General features: G+C 38.8%; 16 protein-coding genes and 1 tRNA gene. 7 read left to right on the plus strand and 10 right to left on the minus strand.

Features of this window, described 5'->3' with window-relative positions:
- Positions 1 to 18: 18 nt before the first annotated feature.
- Positions 19 to 2,034, plus strand: a complete 2,016-nt coding sequence (locus tag H6G59_RS03860) for a WD40 repeat domain-containing protein (RefSeq protein WP_242038770.1) — start codon at positions 19 to 21, stop codon at positions 2,032 to 2,034.
- Positions 2,035 to 2,137: 103 nt separating this feature from the next.
- Here H6G59_RS03860 and H6G59_RS03865 read toward each other — a convergent pair whose 3' ends face one another.
- The 4 genes from H6G59_RS03865 to psbB form a co-directional block, all read right to left on the minus strand.
- Positions 2,138 to 2,872, minus strand: coding sequence for an HAD family hydrolase (locus tag H6G59_RS03865; protein ID WP_190711836.1), 735 nt, complete (start codon positions 2,870 to 2,872; stop codon positions 2,138 to 2,140).
- A gap of 99 nt (positions 2,873 to 2,971) precedes the next feature.
- Positions 2,972 to 4,000: a 30S ribosomal protein S1 gene (locus tag H6G59_RS03870; protein WP_190711837.1), complete on the minus strand. Its 1,029-nt coding sequence runs from the start codon at positions 3,998 to 4,000 to the stop codon at positions 2,972 to 2,974.
- Between the two features lie 400 nt (positions 4,001 to 4,400).
- Positions 4,401 to 4,505: a photosystem II reaction center protein T gene (locus tag H6G59_RS03875; protein WP_084776914.1), complete on the minus strand. Its 105-nt coding sequence runs from the start codon at positions 4,503 to 4,505 to the stop codon at positions 4,401 to 4,403.
- 103 nt (positions 4,506 to 4,608) lie between these two features.
- Complete coding sequence (psbB, locus tag H6G59_RS03880; protein ID WP_190711838.1) at positions 4,609 to 6,138, minus strand: photosystem II chlorophyll-binding protein CP47; 1,530 nt, start codon at positions 6,136 to 6,138, stop codon at positions 4,609 to 4,611.
- A gap of 847 nt (positions 6,139 to 6,985) precedes the next feature.
- Here psbB and H6G59_RS03885 point away from each other — a divergent pair.
- From H6G59_RS03885 to H6G59_RS03900, 4 genes are all read left to right on the plus strand, one after another.
- On the plus strand, positions 6,986 to 7,231 hold the full coding sequence (locus tag H6G59_RS03885) for a type II toxin-antitoxin system Phd/YefM family antitoxin (RefSeq protein ID WP_242038771.1): 246 nt from the start codon (positions 6,986 to 6,988) through the stop codon (positions 7,229 to 7,231).
- A 56-nt stretch (positions 7,232 to 7,287) separates the two neighbouring features.
- On the plus strand, positions 7,288 to 7,857 hold the full coding sequence (locus H6G59_RS03890; RefSeq protein ID WP_190711840.1) for a Uma2 family endonuclease: 570 nt from the start codon (positions 7,288 to 7,290) through the stop codon (positions 7,855 to 7,857).
- Between the two features lie 133 nt (positions 7,858 to 7,990).
- Positions 7,991 to 9,604 (plus strand): ABC transporter substrate-binding protein, encoded by a 1,614-nt coding sequence (locus H6G59_RS03895; RefSeq protein ID WP_242038772.1) that lies wholly within the window; start codon positions 7,991 to 7,993, stop codon positions 9,602 to 9,604.
- A gap of 216 nt (positions 9,605 to 9,820) precedes the next feature.
- Entirely contained in the window at positions 9,821 to 10,846 is a 1,026-nt protein-coding gene (locus H6G59_RS03900; protein WP_190711842.1) for an ABC transporter permease, read from the plus strand.
- 98 nt (positions 10,847 to 10,944) lie between these two features.
- On the opposite strand, the gene H6G59_RS03905 is transcribed toward H6G59_RS03900, so the two are convergent.
- The 3 genes from H6G59_RS03905 to H6G59_RS03915 form a co-directional block, all read right to left on the minus strand.
- A complete protein-coding gene (locus H6G59_RS03905) occupies positions 10,945 to 13,950 on the minus strand; it encodes a type ISP restriction/modification enzyme (protein ID WP_190711929.1) in 3,006 nt (1,001 codons plus the stop codon).
- Between the two features lie 25 nt (positions 13,951 to 13,975).
- Entirely contained in the window at positions 13,976 to 15,091 is a 1,116-nt protein-coding gene (locus H6G59_RS03910; RefSeq protein ID WP_190711843.1) for an ABC transporter permease, read from the minus strand.
- 233 nt (positions 15,092 to 15,324) lie between these two features.
- Positions 15,325 to 16,200 carry an Npun_R2479 family HD domain-containing metalloprotein gene (locus H6G59_RS03915; protein WP_190711844.1) on the minus strand — a complete coding sequence of 292 codons (876 nt, stop codon included), beginning with the start codon at positions 16,198 to 16,200 and terminating at the stop codon, positions 15,325 to 15,327.
- A gap of 375 nt (positions 16,201 to 16,575) precedes the next feature.
- Here H6G59_RS03915 and H6G59_RS03920 point away from each other — a divergent pair.
- Both H6G59_RS03920 and H6G59_RS03925 read left to right on the plus strand, forming a co-directional pair.
- A tRNA-Gly gene (locus H6G59_RS03920) sits at positions 16,576 to 16,647 on the plus strand.
- A gap of 181 nt (positions 16,648 to 16,828) precedes the next feature.
- Complete coding sequence (locus tag H6G59_RS03925; RefSeq protein WP_190711845.1) at positions 16,829 to 17,221, plus strand: MAPEG family protein; 393 nt, start codon at positions 16,829 to 16,831, stop codon at positions 17,219 to 17,221.
- 172 nt (positions 17,222 to 17,393) lie between these two features.
- On the opposite strand, the gene H6G59_RS03930 is transcribed toward H6G59_RS03925, so the two are convergent.
- The 3 genes from H6G59_RS03930 to H6G59_RS03940 form a co-directional block, all read right to left on the minus strand.
- Positions 17,394 to 19,022 (minus strand): mucoidy inhibitor MuiA family protein, encoded by a 1,629-nt coding sequence (locus H6G59_RS03930; RefSeq protein ID WP_190711846.1) that lies wholly within the window; start codon positions 19,020 to 19,022, stop codon positions 17,394 to 17,396.
- Between the two features lie 108 nt (positions 19,023 to 19,130).
- Positions 19,131 to 20,084 carry a LysR family transcriptional regulator gene (locus tag H6G59_RS03935; protein WP_190711847.1) on the minus strand — a complete coding sequence of 318 codons (954 nt, stop codon included), beginning with the start codon at positions 20,082 to 20,084 and terminating at the stop codon, positions 19,131 to 19,133.
- Between the two features lie 246 nt (positions 20,085 to 20,330).
- Positions 20,331 to 21,125 carry a beta-carboxysome assembly protein CcmO gene (locus tag H6G59_RS03940; protein ID WP_127054518.1) on the minus strand — a complete coding sequence of 265 codons (795 nt, stop codon included), beginning with the start codon at positions 21,123 to 21,125 and terminating at the stop codon, positions 20,331 to 20,333.
- Positions 21,126 to 21,131: the final 6 nt, after the last annotated feature.

Below are 21,131 nucleotides of genomic sequence, written 5' to 3' on the forward strand. Positions count from 1 at the left end.
ATCAATATAGTTGACATAATGAAGTTGACAAAAATAGTAAATAGTCAGCTTAAAGATTCTATGGCATTTGATACTGTGGGTGCTGCTGTCGATTTTGTTACTCATACCACTAACCGCATTATCTCAGCGTTTATTAACCAAACTCTTGTTCAGGAAAATATCATTAATTTACCTGCCAAAGTTCAGGAAGTTAGACAAGATCAGCGAGTGCTTCAGGCAGAAATAGATTATTACAATCGTCGAGAAGCCAGAAAAAAAGAATTCTTGCAAATTCAAAAAATACTGACTGAGACAGATTTACAAAATACAGTAGATCAAGATAAAAAAGAGGAAAGATTACAGCAAATTCAGCGAGAAGAAATAGAAGATATAAGTAAGTTAAGCATCTTATATCTGGACTTGAGCCGAGAAACAACTGCTAGTGAAATCGCACTCAAACAACAAGAAATTCAGGGAATTTTTGATCAGCAGAAGTGGCCGGGTGTCTTAAGTCGTGATGAAGCGCAAAGAATATTTGTAGATGAACAAAAGAAACCACGCTTATTAATGTTAGTTCCTCCACCAGATATTAGCGATGATTTTCCTATATCGTTTCGTGATAGTCTCAAAAAAGAAATTCGCAATCAATTAAAACTATTTTTAGAGAAGTATTATCCCCTTGGTAGTGATTTCTGCCCTGTAGAATTTTATGGTAAATATTTTGAGCGCTCAGTTTTTGACGCTGAAGTTAAGCAGTTGGAAACAATTTTATCTGCTGTACCAACAGCAATTATCTACACTGATATTACAGACCATGAAATTTACTTTAATGTCAGATTTTGGGGACTTCAAGAACCAGTATCTTTATCTTTTGAACCTTTAAACTGGGAAGAACTCAAAAGAGAACTGGAAGAAGCAGGAAATGATGAAACTAAGAGTTGGCGAGCAATTAGGCAGACTATTGTGATTCTGCACAAGCTATTAGCCGCATTTTTAGCAGATTGGTACTACCTAAATATCAACCCCAATTATGAACCTCAGTTATTTAACTTAAGTTCTGATTTTCCTTCAATATGGACTGATAAAATGATAGAAAAGCTAAAATTAATTAGGCAAACATATAGAAATATTTATTATAATGAATTGAAAGTATCAGCCAATTCTCAAAAAGAAAGGCCAAAATTTTGGCGCTGTGTTAATACACTTGATGGGCATTCAGATCAAATTTTTTCTGTTGCTATACACCCTGATGGTAAAACTTTTGCTAGTGGCAGTGCTGATCACAAAATTAAAGTTTGGAATATAGAAACTGGTGAAATAATTCAGACCTTAACTGGGCATTCAAACTATGTTCGTTCAGTTAATTTCTCTACTGATGGACAGACTATAGCGAGTGGTAGCTATGACAAAACATTTAAACTATGGCATTCCCTTAAAGGTAAAACATTCATTGAGCATTCAGGTGCTGTAACTTCAGTCGCTTTTAGTCCTGATGGTAAAACTTATGCTACTGGAAGTTTAGACACAACAGTTAAGATATGGGACTTAAGCAATGAAAAGTTAATGTATACTCTCACTGAACATGAAAATTCTGTTAACTCAATTGTCTTTAGTATTGATGGCAAAAATCTCATCAGCGGTGGTTGTGATCAAAATATCAAGATCTGGAATCTAAAAACTGGTATGGTAGATATTACCATTACCAATCAAGAGTCTGTTAATACTATAGCGATTAGCCCTGAGGGGAAAATTTTTGCTACTGGTAGTGATAATAATACAATTAAACTTTGGGATTTGGCGACAGGAGATCTGATTCACACATATTACGGTCATACCAATTGTGTAAATAGTGTTGCTTTTAGTCCTGATGGTAAGACTTTAGCTAGTTGCAGTAATGATAAAACAATTAAGCTTTGGCATCTAGGGACAAAAGAATTAATCAATACTCTCTCAGAACATTCATTAACTGTTTATTGTGTAGCTTTCAGCCCTGATGGAAAAACTATAATTAGTGGTAGTGCTGATCATACTATCAAAATTTGGCAGCATGATTAATATTGTCAACTCCTGTGGTGAGTTAACAATTCCAAATTTAAATTAATTCATTAATTTAAAATTTTGATTTGGAGTCTATGTGTAAAGTGCAGATGCCGCCAAATCAAAATTCCATAACCTGGATTTCATCAAGCTGGTTAATCACTACATCTGCACCTTGAACGTTACCAGAATTACCAATCCAAGTAATACCAATGCAACCTGCGGCTTGAGCATTCCGCGCCATTTGCATATCACCGACGGAATCACCTACCATGAGTGTTTTACCTGGGTCTACTCCCAAAATTTGGCAAGCTTGCAAAAATAGTACTGGATCTGGTTTACTTGGTCCTTCATCAACTCCCATTTCGAGTTGAAGATAATTGCCTAATTGGTGATGGGTAACGAATTTCCTCACATCTTGAGTTGTGGCTGCTGAGAGGATACCAAGTTTTAAACCTGCTGCTGATAGAGACTTCAGCACCTCCAAGCTACCCACAAACAGCGGTGCGGGAGTTTTACCAATGTATTGTTCAGCTTCTGCCAAAGCTTGACGGGCGATTTTTAAAGACTCAAACCAGCCTCGACCAGTTTCGGCAATATATGCAGCGGCGGCGATTTCGGTTTCTCGGCGACTTGCTACTGCTATTAAACCAGCAGGATCTAATTTATCGCTATTAATACCAAAAGCCATCAATAAAGGTTCCCCAATTCCAGGAATTTGCGCGTCTATCATGCGTGCGCCTCTTTGTCCAAGCGATCGCAAATAGGCTTCTGAGTCTTCTAAAGTACCATTTTTATCAAATAAAATTGCCTGAATATCAGAAAACTTGATTTCTCTACATTTAATAGTCGGCATCAGTTATTAATCCCCTATTAGCACAAAAAAAGAGGGAAAATCCCTCTTTATTAAATGGTTCGATGCGCTTAGTTGCAAGTTATTGCAACTAACAATGTATTATTCTTCAACAGCGGCTGGGATCTCTTCATCAGTTTCAGTTGCTGGTGGGATTTCTGCTTCAGCTTCCACAGATTCCACAACTTCCACGGCTTCTACAGCTTCCACTGGTGTCGCAGTGATACCTTGCTGTTTCGCTAACATCTGTTCCCTATACTTAGCTGCCATTTCTTCGGCCTTATCATAGACCAAATCACGGTTCTTAATCATGTCACCAGGTTCAGGTTCCAACTGTTTGGTAGACAGGGAAATCCTTCCTCTTTCTGCATCCAAGTCAATGATCATCACTTTCACTTCATCATTGACATTGAACACGCTGTGAGGTGTGTCAATATGCTCATGGGAAATTTCAGAAATGTGGAGCAGTCCGCTCACACCACCGATGTCGATGAATGCACCGTAGGGCTTAATACCGCGAACAGTACCAATTACTACTTCACCAACTTCCAAGCGGTTCATCTTCCGCTCAACTAGCGCGCGACGATGAGAGAGAACTAAGCGATTACGTTCTTCGTCTACTTCTAGGAATTTCAAAGGTAGTTCTTCGCCTACCAATTCTTCTTTAGGTTTGCGGGTACTGATGTGGGAGCCGGGGATAAAGCCGCGCAATCCCTCAATTCGTACCAATGCTCCCCCACGGTTAGTGGCAAACACACCAGAACGGACAGTAGCATCTTCTGCTTGTAACTGCCGTACTCGCTCCCATGCCCTCATGTATTCAATACGACGAATGGAAAGGGTTAACTGACCATCTTCGTTTTCATCAGTGAGGATGAAAAATTCCCGTGTTTCGTTTGATTGTAAGACTTCTTCCGGGCTATCCACCCGGTTAATAGACATTTCCTGTATAGGTATGTATGCTGCTGTTTTAGCACCGATGTCAATCAGAGCGCCGCGCGGCTCTATACTGAAAACTGTACCTGGCACAACATCACCAGGGCTAAAGTGATAATCGTACTTATCGAGTAGAGCAGCGAAATCTTCGTGAGTAAATCCAATTTCTGTAGCGGTTAAGTTCTGATTGACCATGCTGATTTGTTCCTGGTTCTGTTCTCCGTCAAGTTTTTGCCACAATTAACAATGTGTATTCGACTGTCTGCTGCTGATCAAGAAAAGCAGTTTCTTGCTTTACGGGGAGTCTAATGACTTTACCCACCACAAGGAGCGATTGTCTGTCCCACAACGGGTAAGGGCTTTTTTTAAAGAAGTTTACACTTACACCTTTGTTTATCCTAGCGCAGAAGAGCTAGGTTCACACATATGAACTTCCAGATAGGATATTATATCACATATCAAAAAGTTTTTCAGTAGTTGGCGGTTGTAGCCTCATAAGTTTAGCAAAAGATACTCGCAAAATTATCCGTTGCTACCTAAACAGGCGGCAACGGATAGAATCTTTAGATTGCTTTACAAGCCTGGAAATAGGTATCTATTTATCTTTTCTCTCAAAGCGGGGAGGTTCGCGGAATGCGATCGCAAAAAAGAGAACGCCTATTGCCAAAGTCAAAATCAAGATGTACGCAACACTTTCCATATTCCGAGTTCCTGTTTATCCAGCCGGTAATATTAGTGTACCAAGGACTGGGATTAGGTGTTGGGTAATATCCCCAGTTCCTAATGCCCAGTTCCCCAAGAATTTAGAGAGCTTCTTTCCGGCGGGTTGATTTGTCACCCACTTTCTGGAACAGACCCCATTCTACTTGCTCTTCTAGATCTGCTTCCACACCAGCAAATACGTCTCGGTAGATTGTCCGAGAACCGTGCCACAGGTGTCCAAAGAAGAACAGCAGCGCAAATACAGCGTGACCAAAGGTAAACCAACCTCTGGGAGATGTGCGGAATACGCCATCTGAGTTCAAGGTTTCCCGGTCAAATTCAAATATTTCGCCGCCTTGAGCCTTACGGGCATATTTCTTCACATCAGCAGGATCTGTAAATGTTTTACCATTGAGATCGCCGCCGTAGAAGCTAACAGTAACGCCTGTTTGCTCAAAGCTGTATTTGGATTCTGCCCGACGGAAGGGGATATCAGCGCGGATCACACCATCAGCATCAGTCAGAATTACTGGGAAGGTTTCAAAGAAGTTAGGTAGACGACGGACTGTCAGTTCCCGACCTTCAGAATCTTTGAATACTGCGTGACCTTGCCAAGATTGAGCAATGCCATCACCCTTAACCATTGGCCCTGTACGGAACAGTCCACCTTTGGCGGGGCTATTACCGACGTAATCGTAGAAAGCCAGTTTTTCGGGGATTTGTGACCAAGCTTCTGTAAGGCTTGCACCTTGTCCAACACTAGTTTGCACACGGCGCTCAATTTCTTGGCGGAAGTAGCCTTGATCCCACTGATAGCGGGTAGGGCCAAACAGTTCGATAGGGGTGGTAGCGTTACCGTACCACATAGTACCAGCCACGACGAAAGCGGCAAAGAAAACCGCTGCGATACTGCTGGAAAGTACTGTTTCAATGTTCCCCATCCGTAGGGCTTTGTAGAGCCTTTCAGGGGGTCTAACTGTGAGGTGGAATAAACCAGCGATAATGCCAACAACACCAGCTGCAATGTGGTGAGCCACAACGCCACCGGGGTTATAGGGGTTGAACCCAGCTGGGCCCCATTCTGGTGCTACTGCCTGGATGCTACCATTTACACCAAAGGCATCAGAAACCCACATACCTGGGCCAAATAGTCCAGTGAGGTGAAAAGCACCAAAACCAAAACAAAGTAAACCAGATAAGAACAGGTGAATGCCAAACATTTTTGGCAAGTCTAGTGCAGGTTCGCCGGTGCGAGGATCTCTAAAGAGTTCCAAATCCCAGTAAACCCAGTGCCAAACGGCAGCTAGGAATAACAGACCGGAAAGAACGATGTGAGCGGCTGCAACGCCTTCAAATGACCAAAAACCAGGGTCAGTTGCTTGAGCGCCAGTGACGCTCCAACCGCCCCAAGATTGGGTGACACCTAACCGTGACATGAAGGGGAGAACGAACATCCCTTGTCGCCACATGGGGTTGAGAACTGGATCACTGGGGTTGTAAGTAGCTAGTTCGTACAGCGCCATTGAGCCAGCCCAGCCAGCAACTAGGGCTGTGTGCATTAAGTGTACAGAAATCAGCCGACCTGGATCGTTCAGGACAACTGTATGTACTCGATACCAGGGTAGTCCCATTGACTACAATCCTCCTAGATGAGTTAGTTTACAAAGCAATTTTCTTACTGAGGTTCTCATAAAAGACGCTCGTTTTTTAGAGAACTCTCTGAGTTTTTTGTTATTGCCAGTCTTGAGTTTTACCACAGATTAGCCTGTGGTTTAGCAATGCTTTTCAGCTACAAAAGCTTTATCCTTGAAAGTCGCGAAACGACCGTATAACTGCTGAGGGTTGGTCAGCAGCCAAAAGCTTATAAGACTTTTGGGTGAGGCTTGCGAACTTTCAGGAGGTTTCTGTTTGAGCGTTTACGCAATTGCCAAGCAAAAATGAGAATGTTTAAAAAATTGTAACTTTTGATGGAACGGTTTGCAAGCGTGTAAATAGATGCGATTACCTAGCTTGTGTCTCAAATATCGCGACCAAACCCCAAGCTACTGCTGATTATCATCAGATCTATCTGGAAAGCTGAAGTTTTTTAAGTCCACAATACCCAGCGAACTGCTTGCAGCAGCGCTAGTTCCCTCCGGGACGCTCCGCGAACGCTATCGCTTGTTGAATAATTACAAGTTTGATTTTACACTAAGTTTACGCATATAAATTCTGACTTTTAGGGAGAAATAGACGCAAAAGCCTGTAATTGGGTATATATTCCGAAAAATTTTGTGTAATACCTGGATATTGATATTGCTTCTAAAATTGTTTAATTGATTTATCATTTACTATTCTTGATTTTGGAACATAAATAATGGGAATCATAAATTAAAGCATTAGTACGAGCCAATGAAATTTATTCCAGACTAAAAGAAAGCCACGAAGACTCTAGCAAATCAAATAAATGATTATTTGCAGGAGGATGAAATGGATGCAATGACTACTCAAGAGGCAAGTCATGACTTAGATGGTTTGATAGATCGTGTTATTGCAGATGTACAACCGACTATTATTTGTAATAACAAAGGCAACAAAGCTATTTTGATTTCTCTAGACGAATTTTTATCATGGCAAGAAACATTATATTTACTGTCAAATCCTGTTAAAGCCAAGCATCTTCTCGGCTTAATTCAATCAGTAAAAGCAGGTGAGGTTGTTGAGAGAGACTTAATTGAAGAATGAGAGAGCAAAAAAACTAAGCGATAATTAAGACGAGCTAACCCACGGGAGAAAAGGCCATGACAGTAGCAATTGCTAAAAAGATGTCCTTTGAGGAATTTCTCAACTATGACGATGGTACAGATAATTTATATGAGTTGGAAAATGGAGAATTAATTTCCATGCCTTCAGAAAGTGATATAAATCAAAGGATCGCAATGTTTTTGGTTGCCTATTTTTTAAGCTGTGGAATTCCTTCCTCTAGATTGCGGATGAAGGCTGAGGTGGCTGTGAATAGCAGACGAGTAGGTGTGCGTGTACCTGATCTGGTAGTCTTTTCTGAAGAGTTAGCTGTTGCAATGGCAGGTGCTACTCGTTCACTGGTATATATGGATATGCCACCACCCTTACTGGTAGTTGAAGTAGTGAGTCCTAATCAGGCTAACCGTGATTATCGCTACAAGAGATCCGAGTATGCAGCGCGGGGTATTGCTGAATATTGGATTGTTGATCCCATTGACCAAAAGGTGACAGTATTGGAATGGGTGGAGGGTTTTTATGAACAACAGGTATATGAAAATGATAGCTTGATTGTTTCTTTGCTCTTTCCTGATCTCAAGTTGACGGCTGCTCAAGTTTTACAAGGATGAGATGCTATTCTTGTGAAGACAATCTGACAAGATGTAATTAGCTAAATATATATCCTAGAATAATTAACTGCTGATTGAAAAAATATTAATGATAAGAACTTGGTTTTCCTTGTCTATGAGACAGTCGGTTAGGATGGCAAAATTCCTATCTTTGTTCTGTCTATGTTTATTGTTGGCTGTTAGCTGTACCCCTCGCACACAGACAACTACCCCAACAACTGGTGTTGTCAATACTCCTGCTGGTGATGGACGGATTACCATAGGTACGACATCAAAGCCCAGAACTCTTGATCCGGCTGATGCGTATGAATTGGCATCATTAGGTTTAGTATTCAATATGAGCGATCGCTTGTACACCTACGAACCAGGTAGTACAGAAATTAAGCCTCAACTAGCAACAGCATTACCTAAAGTTAGTGCAGATGGTTTAACTTACACCATACCTATCCGTCAGGGAGTGGTGTTTCATGATCAGACTCCCTTCAACGCTAAAGCAATGGAGTTTAGTATCCAGCGTTTTATCGAAAATAAAGGTAAGCCATCTTTCTTGCTTTCCGATACAGTGGCTTCTGTGAAAGCGACAGGGGACTATGAATTAACAATTAAACTCAAAAAGCCCTTTGCGGCGTTTCCCTCCCTATTAGCCTTTTCTGGGGTGTGTGCCGTTTCCCCCAAAGCTTATGAAATCGGGACTGGGAAATTTAAGCCGAATATCTTTGTCGGGACTGGTGCTTATAAGTTAGCGCAGTATGGGACTGATTCGCTGCGATTTGATGTATTTGAGCAGTATTGGGGTGAAAAACCAGCCAATAAAGGTATTAATGTCCAAATTCAGACTAGTCCAGTTAATTTGTTTAATGCTTTCCGAACTGGTGCTGTAGATGTAGCTTACTTATCTTTGCAACCAGACCAAATTCGCAGTTTAGAAGAAGGTGCTAAAAAAGGAGATTGGCAAGCCATTAACGCCCAAAGTAGTGTAGTTAGTTATATGGTGTTGAATCGCAATCAGAAACCGTTAGACAAACCAGAAGTCAGAAATGCGATCGCATCATTAATTGATCGTCCATTATTAAATGATCGGGTCTTATTTGGTCAAGCTGAACCACTTTACAGCATGATTCCCACCACATTCAATGTTTCCCAACCATTATTTAAAGATAAATATGGTGATGCTAACTTTGAGCAAGCCAAAAAAACCTTAACTGCTGCTGGTTTTTCTAAAGAAAATCCTGCCAAAGTCCAAGTTTGGTATCCAGCAAGTTCACCTACTCGCAGTTTAGCAGCGCAGACACTAAAATCTCTGGCTGATACCAAAATGGATGGGATCTTACAATTAGAAGTTAAAACTGTAGAAGGTGCTACCTTTTTTAAAGAAATTAGCAAAGGTTTATATCCAGCAGCTTTACTAGATTGGTATCCAGATTTTTTAGACCCAGATAATTACGTTCAGCCATTTTTGGCTTGTGAAAAAGGTTCCGTTGCTAAAGGATGCGAAAATGGAGGAAGTCAAACCCAAGGTTCTTTTTACTATAACGAAGCTGTCAATAAACTAATTGATCAACAACGTAAAGAACAAAATCCACAAGCACGTCAGAAAATATTTACTGACATTCAAACACAAGTACTTACTGATGTTCCTTACATTCCTTTATGGCAAAACAAAGATTATGTATTTGCCCAAAAAGGTGTAAATAATGTCAAAATTGATCCTACCCAAAACCTGATTTATAAAACAATTAAAAAATAATCACTAGGGAACAGGTTTAATCTCGTTCCCAGACTCCGGCTGGGAATGCCATTTAGAGGCTCTGCCTCATGCTAATTTATGCAAGCAGAGCCTCAAGACTAAATTCCTTGTCAGAGACAAAAAACGAGGTTAAATTTATGAGACAGAGTCTCAAGGCTGCATTCCTTGCCATAGACAAGGAACGAGTTGGAGTTTGAATTTTGAATTAATAAAAATATGTCTCGTTCTAAAGCATTACAGTATTACATTGTTTCCCGGTTGCTATTTGCGCCACTGCAACTATTAACCATTATCACAATTGTTTTTCTTTTACTGAGAGCAACCCCAGGAGATCCAGCAGATGCAATTTTGGGTGGACGTGCGCCAGAAAGTGCTAAAGAAGAATTAAGAAAACAACTCGGTTTAGATTTACCTATTTGGTTACAATATCTCAATTATTTAGCCAATTTACTACGTTTTGATTTAGGAACTTCTTTAACCAGTCGAGGACAGAATGTTGGCGAAATAATTGGACAATATTTTCCCGCAACTGTAGAGTTAGCTTTTGCTAGTATGGCTGTAGCGCTCATTGTCGGCGTTTTAGTGGGTACTATTTCCGCTTCTCGTCCGGGTACTTATTTTGATATTGGTGGGCGTTTGTTTGGTATTATCACCTATGCACTACCCATGTTTTGGGCGGGAATGCTGTTACAATTAATTTTCTCAGTTCAACTGGGTTGGTTTCCCAATTCCAACCGTTTTCCCCCCAATCTTCCCGCACCTGCAACTATCACGGGTTTATATACAATTGATAGTTTGTTGAGTGGTAATTTCAGTCAATTTTTCACATCTTTACATCATTTAGCTTTACCAAGTTTGACTTTAGGAATTTTGCTGAGTGGAATTTTTGAGCGCATTGTGCGGGTGAATTTAAAACAAACCTTAAAAGCAGATTATGTAGAAGCCGCTAGGGCGCGGGGAATTTCTGAAAATAAGATTTTAGTCTCCCATGCTTTGAAAAATGCCTTGATTCCTGTAATTACGGTATTAGGATTAACATTTGCTTCCTTATTAGGTGGAGCAATTTTAACGGAAGTGACATTTTCCTGGCCGGGGTTAGCAAATAGATTATATCAAGCGATTTCTGACCGAGATTATCCCACAGTTCAGGGAGTGTTAGTATTTTTTGGAGCAATTGTTGTGAGTGCAAGCATTTTGATTGATATTCTCAATGCTTATGTAGATCCAAGAATTAGATATTAAATATTTTTATTGTCTGAATCAGGATTTGGAGGATTTAAAGATTAACAGGATGTTATATTTATTAATCTTGTAAATCCTAAAATCCTGGTTATCCTGATTCAGACATTCTCCATTTCTCTAATAATATTCATTGTTTCTACACTCACTGTACAGACTCTCATTAATAAATCAATTACCTCTTCTTTATAATCTGCGAAATGATAATTATTGAATTTTTCCGCAATTGTGGGATCTTTTGGTTTCTTTTCTTTATATTGATCTAATATCCATTCTAACGCGCAACGATTACCTAGCATATATTCCCAAGCTATGTTAGGAATATTTTCTAATGTAGTGACATCATCTAAGATAATGCTATTTTTGGTTTTATCGGCTTTAAGTTTGGGTTTTGGTGTTTTTTGATTGTCTTTTAAAGGAATATCAAGACGGGTTAAATTATAAGGTGTGACTGTTTCATAATTAATATGAATTTCCGTGAGTTGTTTTCCCCAGTTAACCCATTGTTGGAAGTTTTCATAATATGGTAAACGGGGAAATTCGCGTTTGAGGTTGAGTTCGTATTTGCTGCGATATGCTGGGTTATGTAAGACTGCGTAGGTATAATGAAAAATATCTATTTTGGTAATTGTTGTATCTTGATAATGGGTTTGAATTTGTTTTAATCCCCAGTCGGTAATATTATCAATGCGTTTTCCTTCTTTATCGTAACGGTAAAGGGGGAGACATTGAGTTTTTTCCAAAAAATCAAGACAAGTAATTTTATTTGTTATTAAACACTGAAACGGTTTTGATGCACCAATACCAGGTATAGATATATAATAGTTTATATCTTCATCATTGTATATGTTAAACCATTGGTATGTTCTTCCATTAAAGTGTTGATCTAAATAAAGTTTCTCTTTATAAAATGGTCTGTAAAGACTTGACTTGATATTTAATTTATCAAACTCTTTTTTTATACCTCTTTTAAAGTAGATTTTTAAGTCCTCATCCCATTTTATTTGTTGTGATAGTTCTTCTGTTGGTTCTTTATCAAATTGATTTTGATAAATGTCAACAAACCATTTCATCTTATTTATTAAATTTTGATCACATAAATCATAAACCCATTCATCCCTCTGTGTTTTCAAACCTGAAGAAAATAACTTAAATACTGCTTCTTCTCCTTTACCTACTTTCACATCTTTATCAACCAAAGGTAAAAGACTACCAAAATCATTATCAGATTGATTTATCCAATTATGTTTTTCATCTGGGGTAATATGTTCAAAAGGAATTTGATTAAATTTAGTTTGAGATAAAAACTTTAATTTTTCACTTGCTGTATCAAAATCTGGACGACGAATATGGAATATTTGACAACTATTAAAATCACTTTTCTGTTTTTTCACCATAAACATAATAGCGACACCAGTTTGAATCCCAAAAACATTATGAGTTGTTCCTGAAAGTTTGGGATTCTTCCTAACATCACCATGTAAATCTATAATGTAAATATAACTAAAATCATCAGTTACAGCTTTTCTAAAACCGTCAAAAGTTCTACCATCAATAAACGATGAATTAGTGATAAATGCAATAATCCCATTTTTACTTAATCTATCAGAAGCCCATCTAATAAACCGAGTATACATATCATAAACAACAATATTATTTTGAGCTTTGCTATATTTAATATAACTTTCCTTAATTAACTTATCTATGGCTTTATAATAACGATTAGCATTATTATCATTGAAGTTTTCCTGTTTTGCATTATAAGGAGGATTACCAATAATAACCGAAATAGTTTTATCATTCTGTCTTTTAATTCTTGCGGTATTCTCCACACTCATAGCGAATAAATCCATTTGCTTACCCGCAAAAGAAGTATTATCCAAAGTATCTACAAAACAAATATTTTCAAACTCCTCATACACACCCATCTTTTGCTTATAGGTAAATTCAATATTCAAATTTGCAATGTAATAAGGTAGAATCGCTACCTCATTACAATGAATTTCATGTTTATATTTATGTTCCAAACTATGTTGCGGTAAATAATCAATTAATTCTGTAATAAAAGTCCCTGTTCCCGTCGCAGGATCTAAAATTTCTACATCTTTATCCGCTAACAACTTCCCAAAATGTTTATGAACTAAAAAATCGACACTTTCAATCATAAACCGGACAATTTCATTAGGAGTATACACAATTCCCAATCTATCCGCAGCTTTGGGATTATATGCTTTGTAGAAATTCTCATACAAAGCTTTGAGAAACTTTTGTTTTTCTTGATGATTATAAATATTTGCCGCAGTCCGTCTAATAACTGCATAATATCTTTCAATGCTTCCTAGAGTATTGCGCTTGACACTTCCAGTAAAAAAGGTAGAAATTATTCCTTGTAATTCTCTCGCTACATTATTTTCTTGATGAAACTGTGACTCACTAAAAATATTGATAAAAATATCTTCTGTTAAAATATGCTGAATCATCATTTCCCGAATATCAAGTAAAGTGATTTCTGGGTTAATTGATTCTTTGCAAATTCCCCAAAACTTATCTCGCGCAGTTTTAAAAGATATGTTATTTATTCCTTGACTATCAATCAAATCTCTGAGAGAATTTAAGATGGTGGGTAAATCTTGTTTAAAGATTTCTATCGCTTCCCGAAAATCTCTAACTTCAGGACGAACATAATTAATAAAACTGGTAATAATCCCATCTATTGCGTCAGCATCTTTCATAGATACACGCATAGTTTCTGTGCTAGATTGAATTAAAACCGCAGTTTGGGAATCTTCAAATAAAATATTACTATCTGGATAACCTTTATTTAATTTCTTTTCTATTTCTTCGTCTAATTTATCATATTGGTCTTTACTTTCCCAATAACCCCAATCTAACCGCAAAGCATCTTTAATTGTCCCATCTGGATAAACAAGTTTACCATTTGGTAGTTTATAATCTAATTCAGGAATGAGTAGAAAATCTCTAGGTTTGCAATATTCATTGAGAAGGTTTTGAAAAGCAACACGAATAGATGTTTCTTTCCGAGAACCACCATATTGAATGATTTTTTCTACTTCGGCTTGATATTGAGTAACCAGGAGTCTCGACATAGTTAAGAATAACTTTAGAGGAATTCTATCTCTGTAAACTGCGAGGATCAAGGGCATCTCTTAACCCATCACCTAATAAGTTAAATGCCAAAACAGTGAGAATAATCAGGATTGCCGGCGGTAGAATTAGCCAAGGTTGTAATACTAAAATAGAAGCATTACTAGCCAGAGAAAGCATATTTCCCCAAGAAGGATCTGGTTGTTGAATGCCTAAACCAATTAAACTCAATACTGCTTCTGCACCAATAAAACTGGGAATTGACAGTGTTGCAGATATAACCACATAACTAGCAGTTTGCGGCAAAACATGGCGGAGAATAATATAAATTGGTTTACCACCCATAGCTTGTGCTGCTTGTACAAATTCTCTTTCTTTGATTGAGAGTACTTGTCCGCGAATTACCCTAGCTAAACCTGCCCAACTAATAACGGAAGTAATCACAACAATTAGTAAAAAGCGCTGTGTACTAGTTAATTGTGGACTTAAAATTCCTGATAATGCTACTAATAAATAAATGCTAGGAAAAGTCATCAACACTTCTGCCAAGCGCATGATCACACTATCAATCACACCACCAAAATAGCCGGAAATACCACCTATTAGTAAACCAAGGGGATAGGTAATAATAATGCCGAAAATCCCGATAAATAAACTAATACGACCACCATAAAGCAGACGGCTAAATTGATCTCGTCCTTGTTCATCAGTACCCAAAATATTCCATTTTGCTTCGCCAGTTGAGCCAAACAAATGAAGATTTAAGGGTATACCAGGGATAATGGTGACTTCATCCCACTTTGGTGGTAGGGGCAAATTCATCTGGAATAATCGATATTCGGGTCCGGCAACAAATAAACTGAGAGGGGAAGGCTTTTTAAAATCAACAATTAGTTTTCTTTCCCCTGTTTCTAAATTTGTATCCCCTTGAGTTGTCGGATATATATGGGGTCCAATAAATTTACCTGTCTGGGAAACCCAATAAATGCGAGTTGGTGGCAGTAGTGAACCATTTGGCTGAGAATTATAAGGGTTGTAAGGTGCGATGAAATCAGCTGCGATTACTGATAAATAGAACACTAACAGTAAGATTGCCCCAAATCGTGCCAAGGGATTTTTTTTCAGTCTCTGCCACCAATTCATAGTTTTTCTTCACAAATTAAAGGTGATGTATTAAGGATCTGTGCAAAATTAATTTAACTTTTTTTATGGCGGTTCTCCTTTGTAGTAAATACACATTGACCTCTCTCCTGCAAGGAAAGAGGCTTGGAAACCCCCATTTTATCCTAGAGATGGAGGGTTAGTTTTCTGGGTTTTTGATGTTACCAAAAATACCTTTTAAGCATCCTCTGAGAATCAAATGAAAACTGTGATATTTAAGCGTGTAATTTTTCAACTAAATACAGTAGGTCTTCATTTTGCTTTTCATGTTCAACTACAAATACATTGGAATAAAGATTTGCTATGATCTGTTTTCCCTGTTGTGTTAGAGATAGATATCGCAGTCCATCTTTGATATATGGATAGACACCATGCCAGTAAAATTTGGCGTAATTTTTGCGTAAATCTCCAGGATGTTGATAGCCTAAAATTTTGTTCATCCCAGTTTCTTCAAATTCGTAGAATAAACTAGTGATTTTTCTCAAATAACGTGGATCACTTAATTGCCCGATTAAATCAGCAGCACGTACTAAACCGGCAAAGTGATTGGTATCTTGATGATCTTCTGCTGTTGGTACAGGGAACCGAGTTAATTCAATATTTACCTTAATGACTTCAGCATCTATTAAAGTGTGTCCACCAAATCGTTCACCAATAAATAGTTTGGCTCGATCTACATGATAAGGTGTGAGACTAGCATCAGAAGCACCGTGGGGGAGAGCAATCATGTTACCATTTTGCCCTGTTGCATATAGAGATTCTGATTCTCTGTCTTCGCGGCAAACTCCTTTCACGTAGCCGATATCGTGACACAACAAGGAGATAATGAAGTGTAACCAGTCTTCGCTGGAAACACCACCTTCTCGAATGTGTTTACCACGCAACATTTCTTGTCCCACAAGGGTGACGAGGACGGAGTGTTCAACATTGTGATATAGGGCATCACTGTTGGCAATGTTTTCTAATGCCATGTTACCAGCCCAAGCAATGATGTCTTGATAATCAGTTTTTAAGTTACCGTAGGTGCGTTGATAGCCCTCTCGAATTTGATTTACAAAAGCATTAATGATAATTTCAGTTGTATTGAACATACTTGATTCTCAGGGTATATATTTTGTATAATCGAGTTCGCCTGCTGAAATTTCGGTCAATTGAAAGCCCTCGGTTTCGCTATGGATAAAGGTGGTGGTGCCAGCTAAACCGGGGTGTTATCGCTAAAACAAGCGATCGCTTCCTCAGAAGGGCAAAGCTTTGAAAGTTTATGAAGAGCATGGAATCAAGAAGTGAGTATAGTCAGAGACGTTGGTGCTTTAGACTCCCATTTGATTAAGTGTACATTATCCTTCTCAATTTTTCCTCATCTATCCTTGGGGGAGGATAAAAAATATATAAATAAATTAAGCTTCTTCTGAGATTTTGCTCAATTATGATATAATATCACCTAGTAATTAACATAATTCCAACTTGCGGGTGTAATTCAGTGGTAGAATGTCTGCTTCCCATGCAGAATGTCGTGGGTTCGAGTCCCATCGCCCGCTTTCAAGATTTGTATCTGATCATATTTTAAGTACTTTCCAGTCTGGTGATTGCGATCGCGAACATTATTTAGATTAGCAATTACAAACCATATCCTATCTAAGTTATGACAAAATCTCTGGTAATGGCAAGTAAATGAAGTTAAATATGTCATTATCAGCCTATGTACTAGAATTTTGATTTATGTCTCCTTTTCCTAGTTTAGTTACCGTATCCGCGCTCATACTTTACTTTGTTGTCACAATTAACGTTGGTAGAGCTAGAGTAAAATATCAAGTTCCCGTACCACAAACCACAGGAAATCTTGATTTTGAAAGAGTGCTAAGGGTTCAGCAAAACACCTTAGAACAACTTGCTTTATTTTTACCCGCTTTATGGTTGTTTTCTGTTTACGTTAGTCCCATTTGGGGTTCTGTTCTCGGTACAACTTGGATAATAGGACGTATTGCTTATGCTTGGGGATATTATCAAGCAGCAGAAAAGCGCGTGATAGGTTTTGCTATCAGTTCTTTGAGTGGTATAGGACTAATTTTAGGTTCATTAGTTGGGATTATTTTATCTTTGATGAAGGCGTAATTTAGGGAGTGTGATCTTTTTTAGATGATCACACTTCTCTACATTATTTAACAGATTTTTTGGGGAATTTTTAACGATAGCGAAGCTCGCCGCAGGCATCGCTCTCCTACCCCCCTGAACGGTTACCTTCTTTTTAATTCTCCTATTAGTGTGATCATTCCCAATCCCCAATTCAAATATCCAACCCCAACACTGTTAACTCTGGCGGATGTTCAACAGTAAACTGATAATATACCTCCTGTTGTTCATGCGCTGCCAACACAATATCCCACTCCAAAATTCCGATTTCACTTAATTGAATTTGTGGCTGAGAACAAGAAAGACGCACCTTAATTAGCTCATTGCGACTAACTGGTAATTGTTCAGTTAATTTCAAACTTGCTTCTTGATTTAACAAATTAGTAATTACTACCCGATAAGCATAAGTAATCCGGCGTTGACTACTCATCAGTTTCTTATCTACCTGACGTTCAACTAAATCGCGTTCAATTTTTAAACCTTCATCTATACCCAAATTAATTTTAAATTCCTGTCCTGGAGCAATATGTTCTAATTGAGTTGCACCAACAAAGATACTGTCCCGAAAAATATTTGCCTTCCCTGGTAATAAAGTTGCACCATCAGGACTATTTTTCATAGTAGCTTGTAAATAAGCAAAACTAACTAAACGTGGCATTCCTACATAATTTAATTTACAAGGATAATCATCTTGAAAAATTGTGGTTTTATGAGGTGCGCCATCACTGGGAATATTACCACCACTATTTAGTTTAAAAGTAACTACGCTGCCTTGTTTAGATACTTCCGTTACGACTGTTTCAGCACTGATGAAATTTTCCTCTTCTTCCTTTTTTGCAGCCTTTGGCGCATTATTAGGAGGAGGCATCAGCACAGCCATAGCAGGTGGAGGAGACATTGAACGCTGCATAGTCAAAGAATCATCTGCGCGTGTACGTGGTGTATCAATATACCAAGGCTTTAGCTTGGGTGGGATTGTACCTAATCCCGGTTTAGCGGTAGAAAAAGTCAGCGCTACACCAAGCCAATCTTCACCTGTAGTTTGGGTAACTTCTGCCAGGTAGCTCAGATATAAGATATTGCTGCTACTATCAACCCGCAAGTCATAAAGCGGCTTCCAGTTAGCACGATTCACCAAATAAGACATCTCTAGCTCAAACTCACCTTCCCCCGCAACTTCCACACCGACAATCACACTCAAGCTTTCTTTCGGGTGTGGTGTTGGGATTTTTTGCAATGCGGTGCGGAGTGGTTGTAATTGCTTTTCTAATTCTTGCTGTTGGGTTTTGCATTCCCCGGAAGCGATCGCATATTCGCTATACTGACTACCAATAAAGTTGAGAAAATCCAAAGTTTCACTCAAACTCAGATTTTTCCGTGACAAGCTCTGAGCAAAGGGTTCTTCTGTCTTTTCCCCCAAGCCTGTAATAAAATGAGATTGCAATGCCAAAGCATCTATTTGAGCTTGTAAATGGCGTTTTTCTGCTTCTAGTTGCTGAATTTGTTTCGTTAACTGCGCCACTCTTTCAACCACAGGTTCGGTAGTATAAATGCGATCGCTACTCACTCCCAGCAACCGCACCCCTACCGTACCAGTACCGCTTACCCTCACAGACTCAGTTTCTAGAGTTACAGGCAATGGTGTAATTAACAACTCTCGTTCTTCTCCCGTTAAGGAAATAACACCTCGTCTTGTAACTAAAGCTTTGTCACCATAGACAGTGACAGCAACAATCTGGTTTTCTACTGTTTTGCGCCAAGATAATATTTCCGGGTTCACCATTGCCAGTTTTTCCCCATGTTTATCAGTTACCAGTTAAGAGTTTTCTGAATCCTTTTCCCTGGTTTAATAGTTCTGCTGGTTAATTGTCAATGGTTTCCGGTTTCAGCGTCAAGGGATCTCAGATTTTGAATGTAAAGTTTGTTGTGGAACTGAAGTAATCACTTCATGCTCCACAATCTTCTTAGCCGCCTCTAGTAGATACTCATAATAAGTACGAGCCACAATCGATAATTGTTTACCAGATGGGTAAACCATATACCAAGTGCGCTTCATGGGAAAGTGCTGCACATCCAAAATGCTGAACTCAGAACTATCTGTCAATAAAGTATGACGAGATAATATTGAAATTCCTAAACCCCCGGCTATTGCTTGTTTAATTGCCTCATTACTCCCCAATTCCAGTTTCACCTTCACCTTTATCCCATGTTCTTCAAAGAGAGATTGCACCGCACGGCGTGTACCTGAACCAGGTTCGCGCATGATAAATGGTTGATCTACCAATTTTTCTATGGGGATATTTTTCTCCTGTGCCAAGGGATGATTGGCAGGTGCAAAAACTACCAAAGGATTTTCTAAAAATGCCTCGACATGGACATCTAAATGCTCTGGAACCTGGCTCATAATATACAAGTCATCCATATTCCCAATCATGCGTTCCAAAATCCGTTCATGATTAGTGACTTGTAGGGAGATATCAATTCCAGGGTAAAGTTGGCAAAATGGACCCAACAAACGCGGGATAATATATTTTGCTGTTGTAATCACCGCCAACCGCAATTGCCCTTGTTTTAGCCCTTTTAAATCTGCCACCGTCATTTCAAATTGAGCTATAGTCTCAAAAATTTGACGACAAGTAGTAAATAGTTCCCGTCCGGCTTCCGTCAAAAATAAGCGTTTTCCCACCTGCTCAAATAATGGCAATCCTACCGATTTTGTTAGTTGCTTGATTTGCATCGATACGGTAGGTTGGGTGAGAAATAATTCCTCAGCAGCACGAGTAAAGCTGCCGTGCCGTGCCGCAGCCTCGAACACCTTCAACTGGTGCAACGTCGCTTGGTTCAAGGTGATTCTCCTCTAATAGCAATTCGTAGATATAAATCTAGTATCACTGAACACTACTCCCTGATGTAATGTTTAGTGATACAAAGTTATGAGGTTTAATATAGATAAAAATCTATGCTCGCTATCAGAAGTGCGGTATTGGACTTATGGAGTTAAGAAGTTATTATCAAAAAATAAGCAAGACAAAAAATGCCTTCCAACTCCAGATGAATGCTGAATATTGAATAATTTATTATTTAGAATTCATCATTCATCATTCCATAGCTCTTCCTTAACTTTCATAGGTAATTTAGCTAAATCTGGCAACTCCACAGCTTCCGCGTCTACAATTTTATCCCTAATATTTAAAGGTATATTTAATGGTTCACGTTCTTCTATCCAACAACTAGCCACAGGCAAAGTTAGCTCCATTTCATCCAATGGACGAGGAATAACCATCACTGCACTCAATTCCCCAATGCGTTCTGCTTCAAACATTCCCGCTTCTACTGCCACGGCAACATTAGCTACAGAACCTCGAATAATCGCTGTACACAAACCCGCACCAATTTTTTCATAGGCTGCCAAATGAACATCAGCAGATTTAAGCATGGCATCACAAGCGCCTACCATAGCTGGAAAACCTCGCGTTTCTACCAAACCAATTGCTTGATTACTCAATCGGCTATAACTGCCTTCTTCCATCAATTTACTGATACGGTTAGTAATAGGCAGCACAATGTCTAGATTGGGATAAGGTCTGGGAATCACCAAACTAGAAACCAGTTGACCAAATTGTTCAGCAGTTTGGACACCAGCTTCTACAGCCAAGCGTACATCAGCAATACCACCTCGGATAATTGCCGTACAGTGACCACTACCAATTTTTTCATAACCCACTAAATGAACTCCAGCCGATTTCAACATCATGTCAGCTGTTCCAACTATGGCTGGAAAGCTCAGAGTAGATACTAAACCCAAGGCAGTATCCTTGAAGTTATCTCGATGACGGCGACGTACAGGCTGGATAGTGGTAAGAGACCGTTGATTAGATGTTTCCATCATGAA

The organism is Anabaena lutea FACHB-196 (assembly GCF_014698305.1).
Taxonomy (GTDB): domain Bacteria; phylum Cyanobacteriota; class Cyanobacteriia; order Cyanobacteriales; family Nostocaceae; genus Anabaena; species Anabaena lutea.

Bases quoted from the DNA above. Each gene is read 5' to 3' on its own strand.
- H6G59_RS03860 (WP_242038770.1), top strand. From the start codon at position 19: ATGAAGTTGACAAAAATAGTAAATAGTCAGCTTAAAGATTCTATGGCA.
- H6G59_RS03865 (WP_190711836.1), bottom strand. From the start codon at position 2,872: ATGCCGACTATTAAATGTAGAGAAATCAAGTTTTCTGATATTCAGGCA.
- H6G59_RS03870 (WP_190711837.1), bottom strand. From the start codon at position 4,000: ATGGTCAATCAGAACTTAACCGCTACAGAAATTGGATTTACTCACGAA.
- H6G59_RS03875 (WP_084776914.1), bottom strand. From the start codon at position 4,505: ATGGAAAGTGTTGCGTACATCTTGATTTTGACTTTGGCAATAGGCGTT.
- psbB (WP_190711838.1), bottom strand. From the start codon at position 6,138: ATGGGACTACCCTGGTATCGAGTACATACAGTTGTCCTGAACGATCCA.
- H6G59_RS03885 (WP_242038771.1), top strand. From the start codon at position 6,986: ATGACTACTCAAGAGGCAAGTCATGACTTAGATGGTTTGATAGATCGT.
- H6G59_RS03890 (WP_190711840.1), top strand. From the start codon at position 7,288: ATGACAGTAGCAATTGCTAAAAAGATGTCCTTTGAGGAATTTCTCAAC.
- H6G59_RS03895 (WP_242038772.1), top strand. From the start codon at position 7,991: ATGGCAAAATTCCTATCTTTGTTCTGTCTATGTTTATTGTTGGCTGTT.
- H6G59_RS03900 (WP_190711842.1), top strand. From the start codon at position 9,821: ATGTCTCGTTCTAAAGCATTACAGTATTACATTGTTTCCCGGTTGCTA.
- H6G59_RS03905 (WP_190711929.1), bottom strand. From the start codon at position 13,950: ATGTCGAGACTCCTGGTTACTCAATATCAAGCCGAAGTAGAAAAAATC.
- H6G59_RS03910 (WP_190711843.1), bottom strand. From the start codon at position 15,091: ATGAATTGGTGGCAGAGACTGAAAAAAAATCCCTTGGCACGATTTGGG.
- H6G59_RS03915 (WP_190711844.1), bottom strand. From the start codon at position 16,200: ATGTTCAATACAACTGAAATTATCATTAATGCTTTTGTAAATCAAATT.
- H6G59_RS03925 (WP_190711845.1), top strand. From the start codon at position 16,829: ATGTCTCCTTTTCCTAGTTTAGTTACCGTATCCGCGCTCATACTTTAC.
- H6G59_RS03930 (WP_190711846.1), bottom strand. From the start codon at position 19,022: ATGGTGAACCCGGAAATATTATCTTGGCGCAAAACAGTAGAAAACCAG.
- H6G59_RS03940 (WP_127054518.1), bottom strand. From the start codon at position 21,125: ATGGAAACATCTAATCAACGGTCTCTTACCACTATCCAGCCTGTACGT.